The organism is uncultured Pseudomonas sp., assembly GCF_913777995.1.
In the GTDB taxonomy this organism is placed as follows: domain Bacteria; phylum Pseudomonadota; class Gammaproteobacteria; order Pseudomonadales; family Pseudomonadaceae; genus Aquipseudomonas.
On the sequence record NZ_CAJYVE010000008.1, the window covers coordinates 60,946 to 85,666 of the forward strand.

General features: G+C 66.8%; 22 protein-coding genes. 9 read left to right on the forward strand and 13 right to left on the reverse strand.

All coding sequences use genetic code 11. The annotated features are described in order from the left end of the window. Positions 1 to 83 precede the first annotated feature (83 nt). The 6 genes from ribE to QZ497_RS02230 all read left to right on the forward strand — a co-directional run bounded on the left by ribE (position 84) and on the right by QZ497_RS02230 (position 3,790). Positions 84 to 560, forward strand: coding sequence for a 6,7-dimethyl-8-ribityllumazine synthase (gene ribE / locus QZ497_RS02205; protein WP_295470662.1), 477 nt, complete (start codon positions 84 to 86; stop codon positions 558 to 560). After that, on the forward strand, positions 557 to 1,054 hold the full coding sequence (nusB, locus tag QZ497_RS02210) for a transcription antitermination factor NusB (protein WP_295470663.1): 498 nt from the start codon (positions 557 to 559) through the stop codon (positions 1,052 to 1,054). The genes ribE and nusB overlap by 4 nt, the downstream gene beginning before the upstream one ends. Positions 1,055 to 1,144: 90 nt before the next feature. Beyond that, positions 1,145 to 2,110, forward strand: coding sequence for a thiamine-phosphate kinase (gene thiL, locus QZ497_RS02215; protein ID WP_295470664.1), 966 nt, complete (start codon positions 1,145 to 1,147; stop codon positions 2,108 to 2,110). Next, positions 2,107 to 2,616 (forward strand): phosphatidylglycerophosphatase A, encoded by a 510-nt coding sequence (locus QZ497_RS02220; RefSeq protein ID WP_295470665.1) that lies wholly within the window; start codon positions 2,107 to 2,109, stop codon positions 2,614 to 2,616. Before thiL ends, QZ497_RS02220 begins: the two co-directional genes overlap by 4 nt. A gap of 131 nt (positions 2,617 to 2,747) precedes the next feature. Further along, entirely contained in the window at positions 2,748 to 3,365 is a 618-nt protein-coding gene (ribA, locus tag QZ497_RS02225; RefSeq protein ID WP_295470666.1) for a GTP cyclohydrolase II, read from the forward strand. Further along, the gene (locus QZ497_RS02230) at positions 3,362 to 3,790 is read left to right on the forward strand and encodes an MFS transporter (RefSeq protein WP_295470668.1); all 429 of its coding nucleotides are present in this window, start codon (positions 3,362 to 3,364) and stop codon (positions 3,788 to 3,790) included. Before ribA ends, QZ497_RS02230 begins: the two co-directional genes overlap by 4 nt. A gap of 279 nt (positions 3,791 to 4,069) precedes the next feature. Here the strand turns inward: QZ497_RS02230 and dxs are convergent, their stop codons facing one another. The 4 genes from dxs to metC all read right to left on the reverse strand — a co-directional run bounded on the left by dxs (position 4,070) and on the right by metC (position 8,484). Then, a complete protein-coding gene (gene dxs / locus QZ497_RS02235; RefSeq protein ID WP_295470670.1) occupies positions 4,070 to 5,965 on the reverse strand; it encodes a 1-deoxy-D-xylulose-5-phosphate synthase in 1,896 nt (631 codons plus the stop codon). Between the two features lie 144 nt (positions 5,966 to 6,109). Beyond that, on the reverse strand, positions 6,110 to 6,997 hold the full coding sequence (gene ispA / locus QZ497_RS02240) for a (2E,6E)-farnesyl diphosphate synthase (RefSeq protein ID WP_295470672.1): 888 nt from the start codon (positions 6,995 to 6,997) through the stop codon (positions 6,110 to 6,112). Then, on the reverse strand, positions 6,994 to 7,236 hold the full coding sequence (locus QZ497_RS02245) for an exodeoxyribonuclease VII small subunit (RefSeq protein WP_295470673.1): 243 nt from the start codon (positions 7,234 to 7,236) through the stop codon (positions 6,994 to 6,996). The genes ispA and QZ497_RS02245 overlap by 4 nt, the downstream gene beginning before the upstream one ends. 72 nt (positions 7,237 to 7,308) lie before the next feature. Continuing rightward, the gene (gene metC / locus QZ497_RS02250) at positions 7,309 to 8,484 is read right to left on the reverse strand and encodes a cystathionine beta-lyase (protein WP_295470675.1); all 1,176 of its coding nucleotides are present in this window, start codon (positions 8,482 to 8,484) and stop codon (positions 7,309 to 7,311) included. 181 nt (positions 8,485 to 8,665) lie between these two features. Between metC and QZ497_RS02255 the strand changes: the two genes are divergently transcribed. Beyond that, on the forward strand, positions 8,666 to 10,075 hold the full coding sequence (locus QZ497_RS02255) for a type VI secretion system Vgr family protein (protein ID WP_295470676.1): 1,410 nt from the start codon (positions 8,666 to 8,668) through the stop codon (positions 10,073 to 10,075). Here the strand turns inward: QZ497_RS02255 and QZ497_RS02260 are convergent. Then, a complete protein-coding gene (locus QZ497_RS02260) occupies positions 9,977 to 11,317 on the reverse strand; it encodes an MATE family efflux transporter (RefSeq protein WP_295470678.1) in 1,341 nt (446 codons plus the stop codon). The two genes, QZ497_RS02255 and QZ497_RS02260, sit on opposite strands and share 99 nt — an antisense overlap. Positions 11,318 to 11,486: 169 nt before the next feature. Here QZ497_RS02260 and QZ497_RS02265 point away from each other — a divergent pair, with 169 nt between their 5' ends. Then, positions 11,487 to 16,445 (forward strand): alpha-2-macroglobulin, encoded by a 4,959-nt coding sequence (locus QZ497_RS02265; RefSeq protein ID WP_295470680.1) that lies wholly within the window; start codon positions 11,487 to 11,489, stop codon positions 16,443 to 16,445. 75 nt (positions 16,446 to 16,520) lie between these two features. Here QZ497_RS02265 and QZ497_RS02270 read toward each other — a convergent pair whose 3' ends face one another. Further along, entirely contained in the window at positions 16,521 to 16,814 is a 294-nt protein-coding gene (locus QZ497_RS02270; RefSeq protein ID WP_295470681.1) for a hypothetical protein, read from the reverse strand. Between the two features lie 84 nt (positions 16,815 to 16,898). On the opposite strand from QZ497_RS02270, the gene pbpC reads away from it, so the two are divergent. Next, a complete protein-coding gene (gene pbpC, locus QZ497_RS02275) occupies positions 16,899 to 19,247 on the forward strand; it encodes a peptidoglycan glycosyltransferase PbpC (protein WP_295470682.1) in 2,349 nt (782 codons plus the stop codon). Here the strand turns inward: pbpC and QZ497_RS02280 are convergent. From QZ497_RS02280 to QZ497_RS02310, 7 genes are all read right to left on the reverse strand, one after another. Continuing rightward, positions 19,244 to 19,804, reverse strand: coding sequence for a TadG family pilus assembly protein (locus QZ497_RS02280; RefSeq protein ID WP_295470683.1), 561 nt, complete (start codon positions 19,802 to 19,804; stop codon positions 19,244 to 19,246). The genes pbpC and QZ497_RS02280 overlap by 4 nt on opposite strands. 198 nt (positions 19,805 to 20,002) lie before the next feature. Continuing rightward, positions 20,003 to 20,560 carry a DUF4136 domain-containing protein gene (locus QZ497_RS02285; RefSeq protein WP_295470684.1) on the reverse strand — a complete coding sequence of 186 codons (558 nt, stop codon included), beginning with the start codon at positions 20,558 to 20,560 and terminating at the stop codon, positions 20,003 to 20,005. A gap of 40 nt (positions 20,561 to 20,600) precedes the next feature. After that, entirely contained in the window at positions 20,601 to 21,212 is a 612-nt protein-coding gene (locus QZ497_RS02290) for a DUF4136 domain-containing protein (RefSeq protein WP_295470685.1), read from the reverse strand. An 18-nt stretch (positions 21,213 to 21,230) separates the two neighbouring features. Beyond that, positions 21,231 to 21,998 (reverse strand): methyltransferase domain-containing protein, encoded by a 768-nt coding sequence (locus QZ497_RS02295; protein WP_295470687.1) that lies wholly within the window; start codon positions 21,996 to 21,998, stop codon positions 21,231 to 21,233. Further along, the gene (locus QZ497_RS02300; RefSeq protein WP_295470688.1) at positions 21,995 to 22,300 is read right to left on the reverse strand and encodes a MazG-like family protein; all 306 of its coding nucleotides are present in this window, start codon (positions 22,298 to 22,300) and stop codon (positions 21,995 to 21,997) included. Before QZ497_RS02300 ends, QZ497_RS02295 begins: the two co-directional genes overlap by 4 nt. 56 nt (positions 22,301 to 22,356) lie before the next feature. Beyond that, complete coding sequence (locus QZ497_RS02305; protein ID WP_295470690.1) at positions 22,357 to 23,211, reverse strand: MaoC/PaaZ C-terminal domain-containing protein; 855 nt, start codon at positions 23,209 to 23,211, stop codon at positions 22,357 to 22,359. Positions 23,212 to 23,245: 34 nt separating this feature from the next. After that, on the reverse strand, positions 23,246 to 24,601 hold the full coding sequence (locus QZ497_RS02310; protein WP_295470692.1) for a 3-oxoacyl-ACP reductase: 1,356 nt from the start codon (positions 24,599 to 24,601) through the stop codon (positions 23,246 to 23,248). Between the last annotated feature and the right edge of the window lie 120 nt (positions 24,602 to 24,721).

A 24,721-nucleotide genomic window follows, 5' to 3' on the forward strand; every position in this document is an offset into this window, starting at 1 on the left:
CTCATGTGCATCGTGATTCATGACCTAACATTCTCAAAGTCCGCCGCTGGGCGGACTTGCTCTTTAATACGAGACCCAAGCGAATGACCCTGAAGACCATCGAAGGTACCTTCATCGCCCCGCAAGGCCGCTACGCCCTGGTGGTTGGCCGTTTCAACAGCTTCGTCGTGGAAAGCCTGGTGAGCGGCGCGGTCGATGCCCTGGTACGCCACGGCATCAAGGAAAGCGACATCACCATCATCCGCGCGCCTGGCGCCTTCGAAATTCCGCTGGTGGTGCAGAAGGTCGCCCAGCGTGGCGAGTTCGCGGCCATCGTCGCCCTCGGCGCGGTGATCCGTGGCGGCACCCCGCACTTCGAATACGTGGCTGGTGAATGCGTGAAGGGCCTGTCCCAGGTCTCCATGGAGTTCGGCGTACCGGTCGCGTTCGGCGTGCTGACCGTCGACACCATCGAGCAGGCCATCGAGCGTTCTGGCACCAAGGCGGGCAACAAGGGCGCTGAAGCCGCCCTGTCGGCCCTGGAAATGGTCAGTCTGCTTGCGCAGTTGGAGGCCAAGTGATTTCCGACGACAGCGACAAGTTCAACCCGCGCGAGCCCAAATCGCCGGAAGCCGCCAAGAGCAAGACTGTCAAGCGCCGCGAAGCCCGCCAACTGGCGACCCAGGCGCTGTACCAGTGGCAGATGGCTGGCCATTCGTTGAACGAAATCGAGGCGCAGTTCCGCGTCGACAACGACTTCAGCACCGTCGATGGCGGCTACTTCCGCGAGCTGCTGCACGGCGTGGCCACCCACAAGGGTGAAATCGACGGCGCCCTCAAGCCGTGCCTGGACCTGAGCATCGACGAACTGGACCCGGTCGAACTGGCCGTGCTGCGCCTGTCCACCTTCGAGCTGCTGCGCCGCATCGACGTGCCGTACCGTGTGGTCATCAACGAAGCCATCGAACTGGCCAAGGTCTACGGTTCTACCGATGGCCACAAGTTCGTCAACGGTGTGCTCGACAAACTGGCCCCGACCCTGCGCGCCGCTGAAGTCAAAGCCCATAAACGCTGATGACGGGCGCCTCTGAAAACGTCGCCGGGGCCGCCAGCGCGGGGCACGAACAGGCCGCGATGGCAGCGCCGGCCGTTTTCAGGGGGCTGCATGGGTGAGTTCGAGCTTATCCGTCATTACTTCGCCGCCGCGCCCTGTGCGCAGGGCGGCGATGGCGTTGCTTTGGGGATCGGCGACGACTGTGCGCTGCTGGACCTGGCGCCTGGCGAGCAACTGGCAGTATCCACCGACACCCTGGTGGCCGGTGTGCATTTCCCCGAGGGCTGCGACCCGCTGCTGCTCGGCCAGCGCGCCTTGGGTGTCTCGGCCAGTGACCTGGCCGCCATGGGCGCGCGGCCCCTCGGTTTCACCCTGGCCCTGACCCTGCCGAGTTTCGAGGCCGGCTGGCTGCAAGCCTTCGCCGAAGGCCTCAATCGCATGGCCGAAGGCTGCGCACTGCGGCTGATCGGCGGCGACACCACCCGTGGCCCGCTGTCCCTGACCCTGACCGTTTTTGGCGCCGTACCCGCAGGCCAGGCGCTGACGCGCCGGGGTGCCCGGCCGGGCGACCTGCTGTGCGTGGGCGGCGAACTGGGTGAGGGTGCCGGCGCCTTGCCGTTGGTGCTGGGCCAGCGCTCGGCCGAACCGGCGCTGGCCGAGGCCTTGCTGGCCCGCTACTGGGCGCCGCAGCCACAACTGGCGCTGGGCCAGGCACTGCGGGGCAAGGCGACGGCGGCACTGGACATCTCCGATGGCCTGTTGGCCGATTGCGGGCATATCGCCAAGGCTTCCGGACTGCGTCTGCTGGTCGAGCGTGAACGCCTGCCGATCGGTACCGCGCTGCGTGCCCTGCTGGGTGACGACGCGGCGCTGCAGGCCGCCCTGAGTGGCGGCGACGACTATCTGCTGGCCTTCACCCTGCCGGCCGAGCACCTGGCTGGACTGCAGGCGGCCGGTTGGCCGGTGACGGTCATTGGCCGTGCCGTGGCCGGCGAGGGCGTCACCCTGCTCGACGCCCGTGGCCAGGACATCACCCCCACTGTGCGGGGCTACCAACATTTCCGAGTGGATTCGTGAACAACAACCCCGAGAAGATTTCCGCCGAGTTCGTCCCGCCTTCGGTATGGACCAACCCCTGGCATTTCATGGCGTTCGGTTTTGGTACCGGCACCCTGCCAAAGGCACCGGGCACCTGGGGCTCGTTGATTGCCATCCCGTTCATCCCTCTGTTGCAACTGCTGCCATTCTGGGGGTACGCCGCGATGCTGGTCGCCAGTGCGCTGTTCGGCTGCTGGCTGTGCGGCAAGGTCGCCGACGACCTGGGCGTACATGACCACGAAGGCATCGTCTGGGACGAGATCGTCGGCATGTGGATCACCCTGTGGCTGGTGCCGCCGGGCTGGGCCTGGCTGCTGGCCGGATTCGTGTTGTTCCGCTTCTTCGACATCCTCAAACCCTGGCCCATCGGCTGGTGCGACCGCCATGTACAGGGCGGTACCGGGATCATGCTCGACGATGTGCTGGCCGGTGCCATGGCGTGGTTGTCGCTTCAGGGCCTGGTATGGGCCCTGAATTTCATCTAGCTTTCCGATAGCAACCAGCGAATATTCGGCATAAGCGTCGGCTGGAACCTGCTGTTACAATGCGGCTTTCCCGATCCAAGGCAGTGCCGCACCGGCGTTGCCTTTTCAGCTTTCATAGTTAGGAGCAAACGGTGCCCGTCGTTTTTGTCGCCGCTTCCAAATTGCCCACGCCTTTCGCGCAATTCACCATGCATGGCTTTCTCGAGTCGGCCACCGGGCGCGAACACGTCGTCCTGAGCCTGGGTGACATCGCCGATGGCGAACCGGTGCTGGGCCGGGTGCATTCGGAGTGCCTGACCGGTGATGCGCTGTTCAGCCAGCGCTGCGATTGCGGTTCGCAACTGGAAGCCGCCCTGCGCGCGATTGCCACCGAAGGCCGCGGTGTGCTGCTGTACCTGCGCCAGGAAGGCCGTGGCATTGGCCTGATGAACAAGATCCGTGCCTATGAGCTGCAAGATGGCGGAGCCGACACCGTCGAGGCCAACGAGCGCCTTGGCTTCGCCGCCGACATGCGCGAGTACGGCATCTGCCTGCCGATGCTCGAACACCTGGGGGTCGGTTCGCTACGCCTGATGACCAATAATCCGCGCAAGGTCAAGGCGCTGACCGACATGGGCATCAAGGTGGCTGAGCGGGTGCCACTGCATACCGGGCAGAACCCGCACAACAAGCTGTACCTGGCCACCAAGGCCGGCAAGCTGGGCCACATGATGGGCAACGAGCATCAAGGCGAGGTCGATCCGGCGTGACCCGGGGCGAGGTGTATCAGCGCCTTGAACTGGCCTGGTGGCGGCAACTGGGCCTGGCCCTGGCACCGCTGGTGGTGGCGTTGGTGTTCTTCAAGGCTTCGGAGCCTGGGGTCATGGCGCTGCTGCTGTTCGTGGCTGGCGCTGCCTCGCTGTTCATCAGCCTCAAGACCTACGCCACTTACAAGGCGGCGCTGGAAATGACCCGCAACAGCCTCGACACGCCCGAGGAACCTGCCGCCTGGCTGCGCCTGGCGGCCATCCGCCGTACGGCCTTCCTGGCCGCCAGCCTGCCAGCCTGGTTCGCCGCGATCGGTGTGCTGTTCAGCCTGCATGCCATGCTGGTGTTCCTGCTGGGCCTGGCCAGCCTGGGCCTGCTGTGCCTGTACCGCATTCCACGGCTGGTGCCGGTGCAGCACCAGGCCTGAATCCGATACTGTTCAGTGAGTCGTTATGTGGCGTGGTAGGAGCGGCTTTAGCCGCGAAAGCGCCTGGAAATTCACTGCATCTGCTGTGAACAGGCGATCGCTTCGCGGCTGAAGCCGCTCCTACCCGGCCTAACCGAACAGTATTGGCTTTAGCCGCGAAAGCGCGAGGAAATTCACTGCATCTGCTGTGAACAGGCGGTCGCTTCGCGGCTGAAGCCGCTCCCGCCGGGCTTGCTTATCCGGTCGGAGCGGCTTCAACCGCGAAGGGTCGTTCAGGATTCAGCCCAGCTGCGTCAACCGCGCTTCGATGGCCGCCGCGATACCTTTGGCATCCAGACCGCATTCGGCGAGCATCTGTGCCGGTTTGGCATGTTCCACGTAGCTGTCCGGCAGGCCCAGGTGCAGCACGGGCTTGAGGATGCCGGCCCGCGCCAGGTATTCGCTGACCGCCGAGCCGGCGCCGCCCATCACTGCGTTTTCTTCAACGGTCACCAGCAGGTCATGGCTGGCGGCCAGTTGCTGCACCAGTGCTTCATCCAGCGGCTTGACGAAGCGCATGTCGGCCACGCTGGCGTCGATGTTCTCAGCAACTTGCAGGGCGTCGTTCAATTGCACGCCGAACGCCAGGATGGCCACGCGCCGGCCCTGGCGGCGTACCACGCCCTTGCCGATCTCGATGGGCGTCAGCTCTGGCTCGATGACCGCGTTCGGGCCGCTACCACGCGGGTAGCGCACCGCGGCCGGGCCCTGGTGCAGGTAGCCGGTGGTGAGCATCTTGCGCAGTTCGTTCTCGTCGCTCGGGGTCATGATCAGCATGCCCGGGATGCAGCGCAGGTAAGAGAGGTCGAAGCTGCCCGCGTGGGTGGGGCCGTCTTCGCCCACCAGCCCCGCGCGGTCAATGGCGAACAGTACGTCGAGGTTTTGCACCGCGACGTCGTGCACCAGCTGGTCATAGCCGCGTTGCAGGAAGGTGGAATAGATCGCCACCACCGGCTTGCTGCCTTCGCAGGCCATGCCGGCGGCCAGGGTCACGGCGTGCTGCTCGGCGATGGCCACGTCGAAGTAGCGCTGTGGGAAGCGCTCGCTGAACGCCACCAGGTCCGAGCCTTCCTTCATGGCCGGGGTGATGCCGACCAGGCGCGGGTCGTGGGCGGCCATGTCGCACAGCCATTGCCCGAACACGCCGGAATATTTCGGCCCGCTAGCAGGCTTAGGCGCCTTGGCCGGGGCGTCCAGCGGGTCGAGCTTGGTGATGGCGTGATAGCCGATGGGGTCGACCTCGGCGGGGGCGAAGCCTTTGCCTTTCTTGGTCACCACGTGCAGGAATTGCGGGCCCTTGAGGTCGCGCATGTTGCGCAGGGTGGCGACCAGGGTCGGCAGGTCGTGGCCGTCGATGGGGCCGATGTAGTTCCAGCCCAGCTCCTCGAACAGCGTGCCGGGCACCAGCATGCCCTTGGCGTACTCTTCGGTGCGGCGGGCGATTTCCCAGGCACCGGGCAGGCGCGACAGCACTTTCTTGCTGCCTTCGCGCATGCTGGTGTAGGTGCGGCTGGAGAGAATCTTGGCCAGGTAGTTCGACAGCCCGCCGACGTTGCGCGAGATCGACATGTCGTTGTCGTTGAGGATCACCAGCATGTCGGCGCCCACTTCCGGCGCGTGGTTCAGCGCCTCGAAGGCCATGCCGGCGGTCAGCGCGCCGTCGCCGATCACCGCGATGGACTTGCGTGGCGAGCCCTGCAGGCGAGCGGCCACGGCCATGCCCAGGGCGGCGCTGATCGAGGTGCTGGAGTGGCCGACGCCGAAGGTGTCGTACTCGCTCTCGCAGCGGCGCGGAAAGGCGGCCAGGCCGTCTTTCTGGCGCAGGGTGGTCATGCGCTGGCGGCGACCGGTAAGGATCTTGTGCGGATAGGCCTGATGGCCGACGTCCCACACCAGGCGGTCGTCCGGGGTGTCGAACACGTAGTGCAGGGCGATGGTCAGCTCGATGACACCCAGCCCGGCACCGAAGTGGCCGCCGGTCTGGCCTACGCTATACAACAGTTCCTGGCGCAGTTCATCGGCGAGGGTTTCCAGCTCGGCTTCACCGAGGCGGCGCAGGTCGTCCGGTTTCTCGACCTGGTCGAGCAACGGAGTGGCGGGGCGCTCGCGGGGGATCTCTTTGAACGTCTTGGGCATCAGGCGAATCGTTATAAGTAGAGGACGCGGCAGTTTACCCTATGAGTCGCAGGCTGCCCATGAAGTGCGTCGTGGATGGATACCGCTGCAGGCTTTGACGTGGCGAATCCATATTGATTCGCCACGGGCGACGTGCGGTGCGGCTCAGCTGCGTCGTTCGACGATGTAGCGGGCCAGCTCGCGCAGCGGTTCGGCAGCGTCGTCGAAGCCGCGCAGTGCCTCCAGGGCCTGATCGCGCAGTTCCAGGGCATAGGCCTTGGCCGCCTCCAGGCCCAGCAGGGCGGGATAGGTCGGTTTGTCACGGGCGATGTCGGCGCCCTGGCGTTTGCCCAGCGTGGCGGTATCGCTTTCCACGTCGAGAATGTCGTCCTGAACCTGGAAGGCCAGGCCGATCGCACGGGCATACAGCTGCAACGCATCCAGGCGTGCGGCATCGGCGTGGCCGCTGGCCAGGGCGCCGAGGCGCACGCTGGCTTCGATCAGCGCGCCGGTCTTGTGCCGGTGCATGTTCTCCAGCGCCGCCTGGTCGAGCTTCAGGCCCACCGAGCCGAGGTCGATGGCCTGGCCGCCGACCATGCCGGCAGGGCCGGCGGCGCGGGCCAGGGCGTCGACCATCTGCAGGCGGGTCTCGGCGTCACGGTTGTTCAGGCGCGGGTCGGCGAGGGCGCTGAAGGCCAGGCTCTGCAGGCCGTCCCCGGCAAGGATCGCGCAGGCTTCGTCGAAAGCCTTGTGGGTGGTCGGCTGGCCCCGGCGCAGGTCATCGTCGTCCATCGCCGGCAGGTCGTCGTGGACCAGCGAGTAGGCGTGGATCAGTTCCACGGCACAGGCCGCGCCATTGGCGTCTTCGGGCGCACCGCCCAGAGCCTGGCAGGCCGCGTAGACCAGCAGCGGACGCACGCGCTTGCCGCCGTTCATGACGCTGTAGCGCATCGCGGCGTAGACCCGGTCGAGTTCGGCGGCCGGCGCCTTGAACAGCGGTTCCAGGGCAGCGTTCACGCGGGTCTGGCACTGGGCCTGATAGGTCGCGATCATTCGGGCTGTTCCGCGTCGAAGGGCATCTCGGCCAGTTCGCCGTCACGTTCGAGCAGCATCTGCACTTTCTGCTCGGCCTGGGCCAGGGCGCCCTGGCATTCACGGGTCAGGCGCACACCCTGTTCGAAGGCGGTCAGCGAGTCTTCCAGCGACAGCTCGCCATTCTCCAGGCGCTCGACCAGCGTCTGCAGCTCGGCGAGGGACTGTTCGAAATCCAGTGCAGCTTTCTTGCGGGCCATGGGGCTATTCCGGTTAGCGGTTGAACCGGCGCGACACTAGCAGAGCCGCGCCATCGGGGCAAATGGCCGGGCTCAGGCCGACTGGGCGAGGGCGGTGAAGCCGGCCTGCAGGTCGGCGATCAGGTCGTCCGGGTTCTCCAGGCCGATCTGCAAACGCAGGATCTGCCGTGGGCCGCTGTCACCCTGAGCCTGGATCTGAGTCACCAGGCTCTCGAAGCCGCCCCAGGAGTAACCGATGCCGAACAGGCGCAGGGCGTCGACGAAGCGGTCGCAGGCGTCTGGCTGCGGGCTGTCGAACTCGAAGCTGAGCAGGCCGTTGCAACCGTGGAAGTCGCGCTTCCAGATGGCATGGCCGGGATGTTCCGGCAGCGCCGGGTACATCACCCGGATGACCTGCGGCTGGGCCTGCAGCCACTGCGCGACCTGCAGGGCGTTGCGTTCGTGCATGGCCAGGCGCGCGGCCAGCGAGCGGGCGCCGCGCAGGGCCAGGTAGGCGTCGTCCGGGCTGACCGTCGAGCCCATGGCGATCTGCATGGTTTTGAGCGTGGCGAAATGCGCCTCGGTGGTGCTGACGCTGCCCATCATCACGTCCGAATGGCCGCCGACGTACTTGGTCAGGGCCATCAGGGAAATGTCCGCGCCCAGCTCCAGCGGGCGATAGAGCACACCCGAACCCCAGGAGTTATCCACCGCCAGCAGCAGGCCGCGCGCCTTGCACAGCTGCGACAAGGCCGGCAGGTCGCACATCGCGAAGGTCTGCGAGCCGGGCACCTCGGCGTAGATCATCCGCGTGTTGGGCTTGATGAGTGCCTCGATGCCGCTGGCGTCGGCGGGATAGTAGTCGACCTCGATATCGAAGGCCGCCAGCAGGGTGCGCGCCAGGCGCCGCACCGGTGGGTACACCGCGTCGGTGATCAGGACGTGCTGGCCGGGGCGCAGGAAGGCCTGGAACATCAGCCCCACGGCATTCAGGCCGGTGGGGAACAGGCAAGTGCCATGGGCACCTTCCAGGTCGTTGATCAGGTCTTCCAGGGCGAAGGCGGTGGGGTTGCCGTTGGCCGCATAGGTCAGCGAGCGTTCGCTCTGCGCGCGGCGGGCTTCGGCTTCGCGCAAGTCGGCCAGGCTGTCGAACAGCACGGTGCTCATGCGCACCACCGGTGGATTGACCGACAGCCCTGGGCCGCTGTCCGCCGTGCGACCGGACTGGGTCAGCGTGGTTCGGGCTTGAAGGTCGTTGGCTGAAGACATGGCCGGCTCCGGAGGACTGCAAGGGGAAGCGGGCATGGTACAGCAGCGGATGCCTGCTGAGGGTATGCGTAAGAAAAGGCCTCTCGCTGTGTAGGTGGTGTCTTGTTCTGCTTCGGGCTCTCTACCGCGCCGGGCTTCTCGCCCAGAATCGCGACTCACCTTGCGACCTGGAGAACCCGTCATGTCCGACTCCCCGTTTCGCCTGGAAGTCAGTGGCTTGAAGCAGCCACTGGCCGTGACCGGCTTTCACGGCACCGAAGCCATCAGCCAGCCCTACGTCTTTACCCTGCAGGTGGTGTGCGAGCCTGCGCAGGTAGCGCCGGCGCAGTTGATGTATCGCTCGGCGTTCCTGGCCGTGGATGAACAGGACACGGGCTTTCATGGCCAGATCCAGGGCGTGGAGCATCAGCCGCATCCAGGCAGCGAGACGCGCTACCGGCTGGTCCTCGGCCCGCGACTGGCCTGCCTGGCGCAACGCTGCAATGTCCGGGTGTTCCAGGGCCTGAGCGCCAGGCAGATCATCGCCCAGGTGCTGAGCGAGCATGGCCTGCGTGGCGAGGCGCACGCTTTTCACCTCAAGGTGCCGTGCAGGCCACGGGCTTTCTGTGCCCAGTACCAGGAGAACGACCTGCAGTTCGTCCAGCGCCTGTGTGCCGAGGAAGGCATTCATTACCACTTCGCCCATTCGCGCCAGGGGCATCGGCTGATCTTCGCCAGTGGCCTGTACGGTGCCAGACGCAGCCCGCCCGCCCCCTGGCATGCAACCACCGAGGGTCCGGCAGTAACGCGCTTTGCGATGGTGCCCAATGAAGACCCGCAGGCCGGGCGGCGTGCCGAGGGCGACAGTACCCTGAGCTTTATCAACAGTGGTCGACTGTTCGCTATGAGTGGTCATGCGTGCGAGGCGTGGAACGGCCTTTGGCGCGTGTTGCACGTCGAGCACGCGGGGCAGCAACGGTATGGCAACCGCTTCGTGGTGCAGCCTTGGGATGCCCGCGTGCCCATCGCCGCGCCGCCTGCCCAGGCGTTGCCCGTGGTGATGCGGGCGTGGGTCATGGGAGCGGCCGGCGAGCCCGCCGACCGTGACGCGAACGGACGGGTGCGGGTGCAGTTCGATTGGATCATGCAGGGCGCCGGGGCGCGTTTCGCCGATTGCTGGCTGCCGGTACAGCGCCAGGTGCGCAGCCCGTTGCTGGGCGGCATGCCGGTGCTCGCCAGTCCTTCGCGACAAGCCGACCAGCCGCCGCAGATCATTGCCTGCCTGAGCAAGGCAAGCTTGTCGGCAGAGCCGCCGCAAGAGGGGCAGGAGCCTTTGCAGGCATGCGTGTCCGCAGCTTGGCTGATGGGTGAGCGGCGCACCTTGCAGCTGCGCGATGGGCCGCTCATCGAGCTGCACGAGGGCGCCGAGCTGACCCTGGAAGTGGGCGCCAGCCGCGTGCGGCTCGACGCCCAGAGCCTGGCACTGAGTGCCGCGGCGCTGAACTTCACTCACTCAGTGGGCGAACCAGCCATCGCTGCGCTGCAGGCGCCAGGCGATGCAACCCAGGGTCAGGGCGCGCAGCAACATGAAGAGCAGGAAGGTCAGCCATAGCGCGTGATTGCCTTGGGTGGACGCCAGCGCGGCAAATGGTGCCAGTACGGCGACGCTGAGCAGCATGGCGTTGCGCATTTCTCTGGCTCGGGTGGCGCCGATGAACAGTCCGTCGAGCAGGTAGCTCCACACCCCCAGCAACGGCGTGACGGCCAGGTAGGGCAGGTAGATGACGGCGGTCTCACGGATCTCCGGGATGTCGGTCTGCATGAACACGAACCAGTGGCCGAAGAGCAGAAAGCCAGCGGCGAACAGCAGGCTGGCGATCAATGACCAGCCGCCGGCCACCACCAGGCTGCGGCGCAGGGTGAGCCGGTCGCGGGCGCCGATGGCGTGGCCGCACAGCGCTTCCACGGCATGGGCCAGGCCATCCAGGGCCTGGGCCGCCAGCAGCAGGCCGTTGAGCAGCAGGGCGTTGGCGGCCACCGTGGCATCGCCCAGGCGGGCGCCCTGGGCGGTGATGAGGAACATCACCGACTGCAGCGCCAGGGTGCGCAGGAAAATGTCCCGGTTGACCCCCAGCAACGGGCTCCAGTTGTGCCAGTGCGCCAAGGCGCGCCAGACGATCTGCCCAGGCCAGGTGCGCAGCGTGCCACGGGTCAGCGCCAGGCCCAGCAGTACGCCGAGCCACTCGGCGAGCACCGAGGCCCGTGCCGAGCCCAGCACGCCCCAGTCCAGGCCCAGGACGAACCACAGGTTGAAGACGATGTTGGCCAGGTTGGTGGTCAGCAGGATCGCCAGCGGCGCGCGGGCGTTCTGTGCGCCAAGGAACCAGCCGACCAGCGCAAAGCTGGCCAGGGTCGCCGGCAGGCCATACAAGCGCGCCTGGAAGAAATCCAGGGTCAGCTGATGCAGCTGTTCGGAAGGCTGCATCACATGCATGGCCACCTGGCTGAAGGGCAATGCCAGGACGGCCAGGCCGAGGGCCATGAAAAACGCCAGCAGCAAGCCCTGCAGCAGAATGCGCCGCAGCGCTGCACCATCGTCGCGCCCGGCGGCCTGGGCGGCGAAGCCGGTGGCGCCCATGCGCAGGCACACCAGCCCGGAGGCGAGGAAACCATACAGGGTCGAGCCCACGGCCACGGCGCCCAGTTGGTGGGCATGCGGCAGGTGGCCGATGACCGTGCTGTCGACCAGCGCCACCAGGGGAACGGAAATATTGGACAAGATCATCGGCGTCGCCAGGCCCCAGACCCTTCGGTGGGTAGGGCGGTGACGCCAGTCGCTGACAAGGCTGGACATGTGGACTCCTGAGCAGGCGGCCATTGTACCGGTAGGGCCGATGATACGCAGTGGCCATGTACCGAGAACGAAGTCACAAAGCCGCTGTCTATTCGCGCAACCAGCTCCGCACCCGACAGTGGCTGCTTTATAGTCACGCTTTTTCAACCTGCCCCCCTACGAGTGCCCCATGCTCAACAAAGGATTGTTCCTGGCTTGCGCGCTTGCGCTGCTCAGTGCCTGCGATTCCTCTTCTTCCGACAAACCCGCGGCGCCCCCGGCGCAGGCCCAGGCGCCGGCGAGCACGCCCGCCAAGCCCCGACCGGCACTCGACCTGCCGGCCCTGGCCAAGCGTTACGAAGGGCGCGAACTGAGCGTGGTGGACGTCTCCGAGATTCAGGTGGACGGCGCCAGCACCCTGTCGGTGAGCTTCTCGGTACCGCTGGATCCGCAGCAGAAATTCGCCGAGAAACTGCACCTGGTCGACAGCAAGAGCGGCAAGGTCGACGGTGCCTGGGAGCTGTCGGACAACCTCATGGAGTTGCGCCTGCGTCACCTGGAGCCGCAGCGCAAGCTGGTGCTCACCGTCGACGCCGGCCTGGAAGGCGTGAACAAGGCCAGGTTGGCCAGCGAATTCAGCGCGCGCCTGGAGACCCGTGACCTGCAGGCCACGGTGGGCTTCGCCAGCCGTGGCAGTCTGCTGCCGACCCGCCTGGCCGAAGGCCTGCCGGTGATCGCCCTGAACGTCGACAAGGTCGATGTGGAGTTCTTCCGCATCAAGCCCGACCAACTGCCCGCCTTTCTCGCTGAGTGGGAAGGCTCTTCTTCGATGTCGTCGTATCGCTCCGAAGAGCTGCTGCCCATGGCCGACCTGGTGTATGGCGGGCGCTTCGACCTGAAGCCGGCGCGCAACACCCGGGAGACCCTGCTGCTGCCGATCTCCGGCATCAAGCCCCTGCAGCAGCCGGGCGTTTACCTGGCGGTGATGCGCGCCTCGGGCACCTACAGCTACAGCCTGCCGGCGACCCTGTTCACCCTGAGCGACATCGGCCTGTCGGTGCATCGCTACAGCCAGCGCATGGACGTCTTCACCCAGGCGCTGGAGGGCGGCAAGGCACTGAGCGATGTGAATGTCGATGTCTACGACCAGGACGGCAAGGTGGTCGGCCAGGCCAAGACCGACGGCAAGGGCCACGCCCAGTTGCCGCTGCCCAACAAGGCCGCGCTGATCCTTGCCCACAAGGACGAGCAGAGCAGCCTGCTGCGCCTCAACAGCCCGGCGCTGGACCTCGCCGAATTCGACATTACCGGCCCGCAGGCCCATCCGCTGCAGTTCTTCATCTTCGGCCCGCGCGACCTCTATCGCCCTGGCGAAACCGTACTGCTCAACGGCCTGCTGCGTGACCAGGACGGCAAGGGCGTGAAGGCCCAGCCGATCAACGTCGAAGTGCGCCGCCCCGACGAACAGGTCAGCCGCAAGTTCGTCTGGGAGCCGGACGCCAACGGCCTGTACCAGTACCAGCTGCAACTGGCCGACGAGGCGCCCACCGGTCGCTGGCAACTGGTCTATGATCTGGGCGACGGCAAGCCGCAGCTCTATGAATTCAATGTCGAAGACTTCCTGCCCGAGCGCCTGGCGCTGGACCTCAAGGGCAGCGAGCAGCCGATTTCCCCAGAGGACAACCCGCAGTTCGAAGTGACCGGTCGCTACCTCTACGGCGCCCCGGCTTCGGGCAACAGCCTCACTGGCCAGCTCTACGTGCGGCCGCTGCGTGAGGCGGTGGAAAAACTGCCGGGTTACCAGTTCGGTTCCATCACCGAAGAAGACCTCAAGCAGGACCGCGAGCTGGACGCCATCACCCTGGATGCCAACGGTGAAGCGCTGCTGGACGTGCAGACCGAATGGGCCAAGGCGCGTTCGCCGCTCAATGTCATCCTCCAGGCCAGCCTGCAGGAGTCCGGTGGCCGGCCGATCACCCGCCGCGTGGTGCAGCCGGTATGGCCGGCCGAACGTCTGCCGGGCCTGCGCCCGCTGTTCGGCACCAGCGCCGGCGATGACGACGACTACGGTTACGGCGCCGCCCGTGGCGAAGCGCAGACCGACGGCGACGGCCCGGCCGAGTTCGAGATCCTGGTGGCCGACGCCGCCGGCCACAAGCTGGCCGCCAACGACGTCAAGGTGCGCCTGGTGCGCGAGCGTCGCGACTATTACTGGACCTACTCCAACAGCGACGGCTGGAGCTACAACTACAACGAGAAATTCCTCAACCTCAACGAGGAAACCGTCAACATCAAGAAAGACGGCACCGCCAAGGTCACCTTCCCGGTGGAGTGGGGCCCGTACCGTGTGGAAGTCGAAGACCCGGCCACTGGCCTGGTCAGCAGCCTGCGTTTCTGGGCGGGCTACCGCTGGCAGGACAACGCCGAAGGCGGTGCGGTACGTCCCGATCAGGTCAAGCTGGCGCTGGACAAGCCGGCCTATGGCGATGGCGACACCGCGAAAGTCACCGTGACCCCGCCGGCCGCTGGCAAGGGCTACCTGCTGGTGGAGTCCAGCGAGGGCCCGCTGTGGTGGCAGGAGATCGACGTGCCGGCCGAAGGCAAGACCTTCGAGGTGCCGCTGGACAAACAGTGGGCGCGTCATGACCTGTACGTCAGTGCCCTGGTAGTGCGGCCGGGCGAGCGCAAGGCCAATGTCACGCCCAAGCGCGCCGTGGGTGTGCTGCACCTGCCGCTGGATCGTTCGCAGCGCAAGCTGGGCCTGACCATCAGCGCGCCTGAGAAGATGCGCCCCAAACAGCCGCTCAAACTCAAGGTCGCGGCGAAGAACGCCGACGGCAGCGTGCCCAAGCAGGTGCAGGTACTGGTGTCGGCGGTGGATGTCGGCATCCTCAACATCACCCGCTACGCCACGCCCGATCCGTTCGCCAGTCTGTTCGGCCGCAAGGAGTACGGCGCCGACCAGCTCGACGTGTACGGGCAACTGATCGAAGCCGGTCAGGGCCGCCTGGCCAGCATGGCCTTCGGCGGTGACGCCCTGGCCAAGGGCGGCAAGCGTCCCGACACCAGCGTGACCATCGTCGCCCTGCAAAGCGCGCCGGTGACCCTCAACGAAAAGGGCGAGGGTGAAGTCAGCGTCGACATCCCCGACTTCAACGGCGAACTGCGCATCATGGCCCAGGCCTGGACCGACGAGCGCTACGGCATGGCCGAAGCCAAGACGGTGATCGCTGCGCCACTGATTGCCGAACTCTCGACGCCGCGCTTCCTCGCCGGTGGTGACCAGACCAGCGTGGCGCTGGACCTGGCCAACCTCTCCGGCAAGGCGCAGAAGCTCGATGTGCATCTGTTCGCCGACGGCCAGCTGAGCATCCCGGGTGGTGACCAGCTCAAGACCGTGCAGCTCAAGGAAGGCCAGCGCACCACGCTGAAGTTCCCGGTGCAGGCCCAGGGTGGCCTTGGCCAGGGCAAGCTGCGTGTGCAGGTCGACGGCCTCGACCTGCCGGGTGAGCAACTGCCGCCGATGTCCCGCGAATGGACCGTCGGCGTGCGCCCGGCCTACCCGGCGATGCTGCGTCACTACCGTGCGGTGCTGGAGCAGGGCCAGGACTGGAACCTGCCGGAAGGCGCGCTGCAAGCCTTCGAACCGGCCGGTCGCGAGGCGCTGCTGTCGCTGTCGAGCCGTCCCCCGCTGAACCTCGGCGAGCAGATCCGTGCCCTCAAGGCCTACCCCTACGGTTGCCTGGAGCAGACCGCCAGCGGCCTGTACCCCTCGCTGTACGCCGATGCCGCAACGCTCAAGCGCCTGGGCCTGACCGGCGAGCCGGATGCCGAGCGCAAGCGCAAGGTGGAAATCGGTATCGAGCGCCTGCTGGGCATGCAGCGTTACAACGGCAGCTTCGGCCTGTGGGGTTCCGATGGCGAGGAAGAGTACTGGCTGACCGCCTACGTCACCGACTTCCTGCTGCGCGCCCGTGACCAGGGTTACGCGGTGCCCGCCGAGGCCCTCAAGAAAGCCAGCGAGCGCCTGATGCGCTACCTGCAGGACCGTGGCCAGGTGCAGGTCAACTACAGCCAGAACGCCGAGCACACTCGCTTCGCCGTCCAGGCCTACGCCGGCCTGGTGCTGGCGCGCAGCCAACAGGCACCGTTGGGCGCACTGCGGACCTTGTTCGAACGCCGCAGCGATGCGCGTTCCGGCCTGCCGCTGGTGCAGCTGGCCATCGCCCTGGACAAGATGGGCGACAAGCCGCGCGCCGAGCAGGCCTTGCAGGCCGGCCTGGCCGTGACCCGCAAGTCCAACGAATGGCTGGCCGACTACGGCAGCCCGCTGCGTGACCAGGCGCTGATCCTGGCCCTGTTGGAAGAGAACGATCTGGGCGGCGAAGCGCGCAACCAGAAGCTCTTCGACCTCGCCGACCAGCTGGCCGCCAGCCGCTACCTGTCGACCCAGGAGAGCAACTCGCTGTTCCTTGCCGGCCGCCACCTGCTGAGCAAACCGGAGAAAGACTGGAGCGCGGCGTTGTCGTCCGGTGGCCAGAGCCTGGAGCTGAGCAACCGTCAGCCTGGCCAGAAACTCGCAGGTCCCGTGCTGGCCGCGCCGATGACCGTGCATAACGCCAGTGCCGCGACCCTCTACCAGCAACTGACCGTCTCGGGTTACCCGACCCAGGCGCCGGTGGCCGGTGGCGAGAACCTGAGCATCAGCCGTGAGTACCTGAGCCTCAAGGGCCAGCCGCTCAACGTTGAAGCCCTGAAGACTGGCCAACTGGTGCTGGTGCACCTGCAGGTCTCGGCACGCCAGCGTGTGCCGGATGCCCTGGTCGTCGACCTGCTGCCCGCCGGCCTGGAGCTGGAGAACCAGAACCTGGCGCAGAGTGCGGCCAGCCTGGAAGACGCCAGCGAGTCGATCAAGGACTTCCGTGAGTCGATGGAAAATGCCGGTCTCAAGCACCAGGAATATCGTGGCGACCGCTACGTCGCGGCCCTGGATATCAGTGCCAGCCAGCCGGTCCACCTGCTGTACCTGGCCCGTGCGGTAACACCGGGCATCTACCGGGTTCCGCCACCGCAGGTCGAGTCGATGTACCGGCCTAACTGGCAGGCCCTGGGCGAGACCCCCGCGCAGATGGTGGTGCGGGGCAAGTGATGGCCCCTGACGGTGGGAGCAGGGCCGCTCCCACTGTCATCCCCGCTGGCCCGGGATCTTGCCGGGCCGTGTGGATCAGCGAATGATCCAGCTCAGCAGCCACAACCCCAAGGCCAGCCAGATGAAGCCGAGGATGATCGACGCGCGCATGAAGGCGCGGATGGCCGAGTAGAGAAACAGCAGGCCGACGATCAGCGCCAGGATGCTGACCAGTGAAGTGTCCATGCCCAAGGCACGGGACAACCCGTCGACGAAATTGCCGCCGGCATGAGCGAACAGATTGAAGAACCACGCCAACCCATCGACCACGAAGCGGATCACCGCACCGATTGCCTGGCCCAGCCATTCGAAGAAGCCTTCTACTTGCATGGAAAATGTCCTGAGTGAAAGGAAGTGTCTAAGAGCTTTGGCTATCAGCCAGTACGGCTGGTTCCCTGCGGGGGGCGTATCGGCATGAAAGTCTGGAACCCCGAAGGCCGGCGCCGCTGGTTGCGCCGTGGCCTGCTGGTGCTGTTGGTGCCGCCGCTGCTGCTGTGGCTGGCCGACCGTATCTGGCCGCTGCCGTTGCCGCAAGACGACCTGGCGCGAGTGGTTCTGGCCGAGGACGGTACGCCACTGTGGCGCTTCGCCGACGCCGACGGGGTATGGCGTTACCCGATCACCCGTGAGCAGGTGTCACCCTATTACCTGGAGGCGCTGCTGACCTACGAGGACCGCTGGTTCTACAGCCACCCCGGGGTCAACCCGCTGGCCCTGGCGCGGGCAACCTGGCAGAACCTCACGGGCGCGCGGGTGGTGTCCGGTGGCAGCACCCTGTCGATGCAGGTGGCGCGCTTGCTCGATCCGCATTCACGGACCTTGCCCGGCAAGCTGCGCCAGCTGTGGCGTACCGTGCAGCTGGAGTGGCATCTGTCGAAGCCGCAAATCCTCGAGCTGTACCTCAACCGCGCGCCGTTTGGCGGCACCCTGCAAGGCGTGGCGGCGGCCAGTTGGGCGTACCTGGGCAAGTCGCCGCAGCAGATGACCCGCTCCGAGGCCGCGATGCTGGCGGTACTGCCCCAGGCGCCCAGCCGCTTGCGCCCCGATCGTCACCCGGAGCGTGCCCAGCAGGCGCGTGACAAGGTCCTGCGACGCCTGGCCGAGTTCGGCGTCTGGCCCCAGGCCAGTGTCGAGGAAGCCTTGCAGGAGCCGCTGTTGCTCGCGCCGCGCCAGGAACCGAGCCTGGCACCGTTGCTGGCCCGGCGCCTGAACCGTCCCGGCAGCCCGCCGCTGATCCGCACCACCCTGGATGCCGGCCTGCAACGGCGCATGGAAGACCTGATCATGGGCTGGCGCGCACGCCTGCCCGAGCGCACCTCGGCTGCCATCCTCATCGTCGAGGCCGAGAGCATGGCGGTGCGCGCCTATGTCGGCTCGGTGGACATCAACGACGCCAAGCGCTTTGGCCATGTGGACATGATCAGTGCGATCCGCTCGCCCGGCTCGACGCTCAAGCCGTTTCTCTACGGCATGGCCATGGACGACGGGCTGATTCATTCCGAATCGCTGCTGCAGGACGTGCCGCGCCGCTATGGCGACTACCGACCAGGCAATTTCTCTGCCGGCTTCGGCGGGCCAGTGGCGGCCAGTTCGGCGTTGTCCATGTCGCTCAACCTGCCCGCCGTGCAGTTGCTGGAGGCCTACGGGCCGAAGCGCTTTGCGGCCGAGCTGCGCAACGGCGGTATCCCGCTGGTCCTACCGCCGCTGGCCGAGCCGAATCTGGCGCTGATCCTCGGTGGCGCCGGCACGCGCCTGCAGGACCTGGTCACCGGCTACAGCGCCTTCGCCCGTGGCGGGGTCAGTGCCGACGTGCGCCTGCAACCCCAGGACCCGCTGCGTGAACGGCGCATGCTGTCGCCGGGCGCAGCGTGGATCATCCGGCGCATTCTCAGCGGCCAGTCGCGGCCCGACCTGGACCCGCATGCCGAGCTGGTGCAGCGTCCGCAACTGGCCTGGAAGACCGGCACCAGCTACGGCTTCCGCGATGCCTGGGCCATTGGTGTAGGGCCGCGCTTTCTCGTCGGGGTGTGGATAGGCCGCCCGGACGGTACGCCGGTGCCGGGCCAGTTCGGCTTGGCCTCGGCGGCGCCGCTGATGCTGCAGGTGCATGACGTGCTGGCCAACCGTGACAGCCAGCGCGGTATCAGCACACCGGTGCCGCCGGTGCCCTTCAACGTGGGGGTGGCCGCGATCTGCTGGCCGCTGGGCCAGCCGCTCGGCAAGAACGACCCGAACTGTCGACGCCAGCGGTTCGCCTGGACCCTGGACGGCACCACGCCGCCGACCCTGCAGGCGGGTGATCAGCCGCTGGGTCTGGGGCTACTGGAGAAGGTCTGGGTCAATGCCGAGGGGGTGCGTGTCGACGCCGGTTGCCCCGGTGCGGTCGCCCGCGACATCGCCTTGTGGCCGGCCCCGCTGGAACCCTGGCTGCCCCGCAGCGAACGTCGTGAGGCGCGGCTGCCCGCCATCGACCCGGCATGCCCGCCGCAGGCTCTGAGCCTGGCCACGCCGTTGAGCATCGTCGGCGTGCGCGAAGGCGACAACCTGCGCCTGCCGGCCGGCAGCCGCCAGGCCCTGCATTTGAAACTCTCGGCCCTGGGCGGCAATGGCCGGCGCTGGTGGTTCATCGACGGCAGCCCGGCTGCCGATACAGCCAACCAGGAAGAATTCAACACCACCCTGAAACGCTCCGGGCACTACCAGTTGAGCGTACTGGACGAGAGCGGGCAGACCGCTCAAGTGCAGTTCAATGTGCTGGATTAGCTCCCGGATCGTTCGACACCTTCCAGTGCGTTGATGGTGCTGGGGCGGTTCAGGCGTGCCGCAGGTACCGGCACCACAGCCACTGCGGTAGCCCGTAGCTGTATGGTGGTCGGCTGCGAAGAACTGTCGAACAGCGAGGCAATGCCGGACGCGATGCTGCGTGGCACCGTATGGCTGGCGACCACCTGAATGGCTTCGGTGCTGGCGGCGTTGACCACGAAGGTGCTGCTGCCGTCGTCGGGGTTGACAACCAGCGTGCCGCAGCGCGTTTCCAGGCGGCGCTCATCGGTGTCGGGAATGAAACCGTTGCGGGTGGCGCTTTGCGTCGCATACCGCGCGGCGCTGGCCGTGCTGCCGCAACGCCCCTGGCGGCTGGCCGCTTCCTGGGCAGCGATGTCGGCGATGCGCTGCAGGGCGCGCATTTCCAGATACAGGCGCAGGCTGTCGAGCAGGGTCACGCAGAGCAGCAGAGCGATGCCCAGCGTCAGCGCGGCGAGTGCCGCAATGGCGCCACGCTGCCGGCCAGGCGGCGAAAAAGTTCTGCGCAGGGGCGACATCCAGCCCTCCTTTGGCTCAACCACCCGTTGGGCATTGAGTGTAGTAAAGGTTGGATAGCGGCGCTGGCTGATCGCCATTATCGCGGGCTGTTTCTAGCTTTGCTGGGCGCGAGCCTGCTCGCGAAAATGCCTTGTCGCGAAGGTCATGCAGCCTTTCGCGAAGCCCGCGCCAGCACGCTGTATCGGAGCGACAGGCGCTCAGTGCGGCGGGTATTGCTCAAGGATCTTCGCCACTGTCTTGCGTATCGCCGCATCCCTGGCCGCCGGGTCCGCCGGGTTGTCCTGGATGCGCTCGGTACTGCCGCGCCAGACCAGCTTGCCGTCCTTGCCGTCGAACAGGTCGATCTGCAGGGTCGAGACCTTGTAGTCGACGCTACGGGTCTCGGTGGCCATTGGCGCGCCCCAGTAACCATAGCCGCCCCACGGGCCCCAGCCACCGCCGTATTGGGTGCTGACCAGTTGCTGGCGGTCTTCGACGATCAGCCAGGCCTGGACCTTGAGGTCCGCCGCCGCGCCAGCGGCCGGGCGCAGGCCGCGCTGGTCGAGCTGCTCGCCGATGGCATCGCGGATGCGCCGGTCGGTCAGGTCGCTCTGCACCCGTGGGTCTGCCGGCTGGTACTGCACCGCCGGCTCTTTCCAGCTCCAGCTGCGATAGGCACCGAAGTCGCGCTGGGCATCGAAGTCGCGGTTGATGGTGTTGCTCTGGCAGGCAGCGAGCAACAGGCAGCAAGACAGCAGGGCTAGACGTAGGGACATGGCAGTGGCTCGCTAAGGTCGATTCCGAAAAGGGTCGGTATCAGGCGGGAGGATACGCCGCCAAGGCCTTTTGCACAGCCTGGCGCAGGGCCTGATTGCGTGAAGACTCATCCCCGCCGCTGCGGGTTTCGGCGCTGGCACTCCACACCGGCTGGCCGGTACGGGCATCGAACAGGCGGATGCTCACCACCAGCACCTGTTCCTGATAGGTGCGCACCACTGGCACCCGGGCGTAGCCGCCGTAGCCATGCCGGTAGCCGTCATAGCCCCAGCCACCGTAGTACGGGTTGGCGTAGTCTTCGCGCACTTGGCGCAGGCGGGTTTCCAGGCGGCTGTCGGCGCTGACCCGCAGGTCTGGCGGGGCGTTGCGCGCCGGACGCAGGCCGCGTTGGTCAAGGCCTTCGCTGACCGTTTCGGCGACCTGTGCGCCATCCACCCAGGCCGAGCCGGCCGGGCCTCGGTCGTACTGCCACGCCCAGCTGCGGTAGCGGGCGTAATCGCGAGGGGCGGCCGGGTAGGCGCTCATGTCCAGCACCTGCGCGGCCTGCGGTGGTGCAGCCGGCAGCGGCAGGGTCTGGGCTCGATAGGGGTTGTCGCTCTGGCAGGCGCTGAGCCCAAGCGTGATGGCGATCAAGGCAACACGAGCGTTCATGGCGGTCTCCGTTGTGCGTCACACCGGCCGGCAGATCCAGTGCAGATAACGGCCCAGGCCGGCGAAGGCCGGGTGACGGCGGTGCGCCAGCTCCATTTCCAGCAGCTCTTCCAGGCTGGCGCGTTTCTGGAAGTCGGTGGGCATGTAGTCGTGGAAGACGCGCACGCCGCTCTGGGTTTCGATTCGCCACTGGCCGGCAAGTTGCGCTGCCAGCTCCCGCGGGTCGAGCGGTTCCTGGGGCGTGAGGCTCTGTTTCTCGCCGGCCAGTTCGTTGCTGCGCAGCTTGCGGAAATGGCCCTTGAGCAGGTTGCGATAGACCAGCGCATCGCGGTTGTAGAACGCCAGCGACAGCCAGCCGCCTGGCGCGGTCAGGCGGTGCAGCAACGGCAGGATGGCATGCGGCTCGGCCAGCCATTCCAGCACGGCGTGGCAGATCACCAGGTCGAAGGGCTCGTGCAGATGCTCGGGCAGCGCCTGCCAGGGGGCGTGGATGAACTGTGCCGACAGACCGGCCTCGTCGAAACGCTGGCGCGCGCCGTCAAGCATGGGCGCGGCCGGTTCGCTGAAGGTCACCGCATGGCCCTGGCTGGCCAGCCACAGCGACATGTGGCCCAGGCCACCGCCGATATCCAAGACCCGCAAGGGGCGCTCAGGCAGCGTTTCAGTCAGGTCGGCCTGAAGGACCGCCAGGCGGATGGCGCCTTTGGCTCCGCCGTAGATCTTCTCGGCGAAGCGCGTGGCCAGTTCGTCGAAGTGCCGATCGGCCGCTTTCACTGGCGCGTTCATCGGGCGAACCTGCGCTCGCTGTCGGCCAGCTTGCTGCGTACGACCTGTTCCATGTCCAGGCCCAGTTCGCTGCACAGCAACAACAGGTACAGCACGATGTCACCGACTTCCTGGCCGGCATGGGCCAACTGGTCGGCCGGCAGCTGGCGCGACTGGTCTTCGCTCAGCCACTGGAAGATTTCCACCAGCTCGGCCATTTCCACGCTGGCGGCCATGGCCAGGTTCTTGGGGCTGTGGAAACGCTTCCAGTCGTTGGTGTCGCGGATGCGGTGCAGGCGTTGCGTGAGTTCTTCGAGGTTCATCGTGGTCTCCTGATGTGGCATAGCATCAGGCTGAATGTCACGCCAGGCAAGTTCCGCTACAAGGGGCGCCAGCTGCCGTTCAGGTGCTCGAGGGCCGCGTCCTGGCCGGTGACCCGGAATTGGCCGTGGGAGCCGGCGGCGCTGGCCGCCAGGACCACGCTGCCGGGCAGGCGCACCGGTTTGCGGAACTGCACGGCGATCTCCACGTTGGCGTCTGGCAGGTGGTCGTCCAGCGACGCCAGGGTGCGCGCCTTGAGCCACATGCCGTGGGCGATGGCCTTGGGAAAACCGAACAGTCGCGCGCTGGGGGCGCTCAGGTGGATGGGGTTGTAGTCGCCGGAGACCTTGGCGTACTGGCGGCCAATGGCGGCGGGCGTGTCCCAGCGCGCCACTTCGCTGACCGGCAGCGGTGCCGGAGTGTCCTGCGCCTTGACCAGGCCATCGACCTTCACACCCTTGCACAGCAGGGTGCTTTCCTCTTCCCAGAGCAGGCCCAGCTGGTCGTCGATCTGGGTGACCAGGCTGAAAGTGGCGCCTTTCTCATGGGGTTGCAGGTTCTGCGCGTGCACGCTCACGTACAGCTTGCTGACCCCGCCCAGCGGGCGATGCAGACGCACACGGTTGGCCAGGTGCACCATGCCCAGCAAGGGGAAGGGGAACTCCTCCGAGGTCATCAGCTGCATCTGCAGCGCGAAGGCCAGGACGTGGGGATAGGTCGGCGGCAGCAGGCTGCTGTCTGGGAAGCCGCAAACTGCGCGGTAGGCGGCCAGTTTGTCGGCGTCCACGGTCATCCAGCTGCGCAGCCCCAGGTCCGGCAATTGCGTGCCGCTGGGCTTGCGCCGCAGGGCTGCCTGCAAGAACAGGCTGGGCAAGGGGGGCAGGCTGTCCACATAGCGCCAATGTGCAGTCATCTTGCTGATCCTCCTTAATGTGCTCAGCGGGGCCTCAGGCCCCGATCACGCTTTGCCCGCAAACCCGCAGCACCTGCCCGCTGACCGCGCCGCTACCTGGCTGGCTGAGCCAGGCGACGGCCTCGGCGACATCCTGTGGCAGGCCACCCTGGCCCAGCGAACTCATGCGTCGCCCGGCTTCACGCAGGGCGAAGGGCATCTGTTCGGTCATGCGCGTCTCGATGAAGCCCGGCGCCACGGCGTTGATGCTCATGCCCCGCGACTGCAGGCGCGGGGCCATGGCCCGTGCATAGCCGATCAGCCCGGCCTTGCTGGTGGTGTAGTTGGTCTGCCCACGGTTGCCGGCCAGACCGCTGATCGACGCCATCAGCACGATGCGCGCCTGGTCATGCAGGGTGCCGCTGTCCAGCAGCGCCTGGGTCAGACGCTGCGGCGCATCGAGATTGATGTCCAGCACGGCGTCCCAGAGGTCCGGGGTCATGTTGGCCAGGGTCTTGTCGCGGGTGATGCCGGCGTTGTGCACCAGAATGTCCAGGCCATCGGGCAGGTGCTCGCGCAGTTGGTCGGCGGCGTCTGTGGCGCTGATGTCCAGGGTCAGGGCCTGGCCGCCCAGGCGTGAGGCCAGGGCTTCGAGGTCGGCGCGTGCCTGCGGCACATCGAGCAGCACCACCTGGGCGCCATCGCGGGCCAGGGTCTCGGCGATGGCCGCACCGATGCCGCGGGCGCTACCGGTCACCAGGGCACGGCGCCCGGCCAGCGGGCGGCTCCAGTCCGGCACCGGGGCGCCGCCGGCCGACAGGCGCAGCACCTGTCCGGAAACGAACGCGCTCTTGGGCGAAAGAAAGAAGCGCAACGCGCCTTCGAGCTGGTCTTCGGCGTCGGCCTCGACCTGCAGCAGCTGCAGGGTGCTACCGTCGCGCAGCTCCTTGGCCAACGAGCGGCTGAAGCCTTCCACGGCCTGCTGGGCGCTGGCGGCGATGGGGTCGTCCAGGGTCCCGGGGGCGCGGGCGAGGATCACCACGCGGGCGCAGCGCTCCAGGTTGCGCAGCAGCGGTTTGAAAAAGTCGCGCAATTGCACCAGGTGCGCGGTGTCTTGCAGGGGGCTGGCATCGAATACCACGGCCTTGAGGCGCGGGTCTTGTTCGGCCACCCACTGGCTGGCGCCGGGTATTTCACTGCCGAAGCTGTACAGGGCATCGGTCAGGCGCTGGGCGAACAGCCGCACCTGGTCGGCCAATGGCCCGGCGCTGATCAGCAGGGTGCCCTCGATGGGGCGCAGGCGTCCTGCCTGCCAACGTTCCAGACGTGTCGGCGTGGGCAGGCCCACGGCTTTCACCAAACGCCTGCCCATGTCGGAATTGGCGAAATTGACGTAGCGATCAGACGACATGGAACACTCTCCTTGAGGCGGGGTTCAAAGCAGTGGACCACAGTCGTGCGACATTTGTTCTTCCTTGCGCTGTACTGTTGATCCAGCGCGCTGCGCGCCTGAATGATCCTTGCCCTTGAA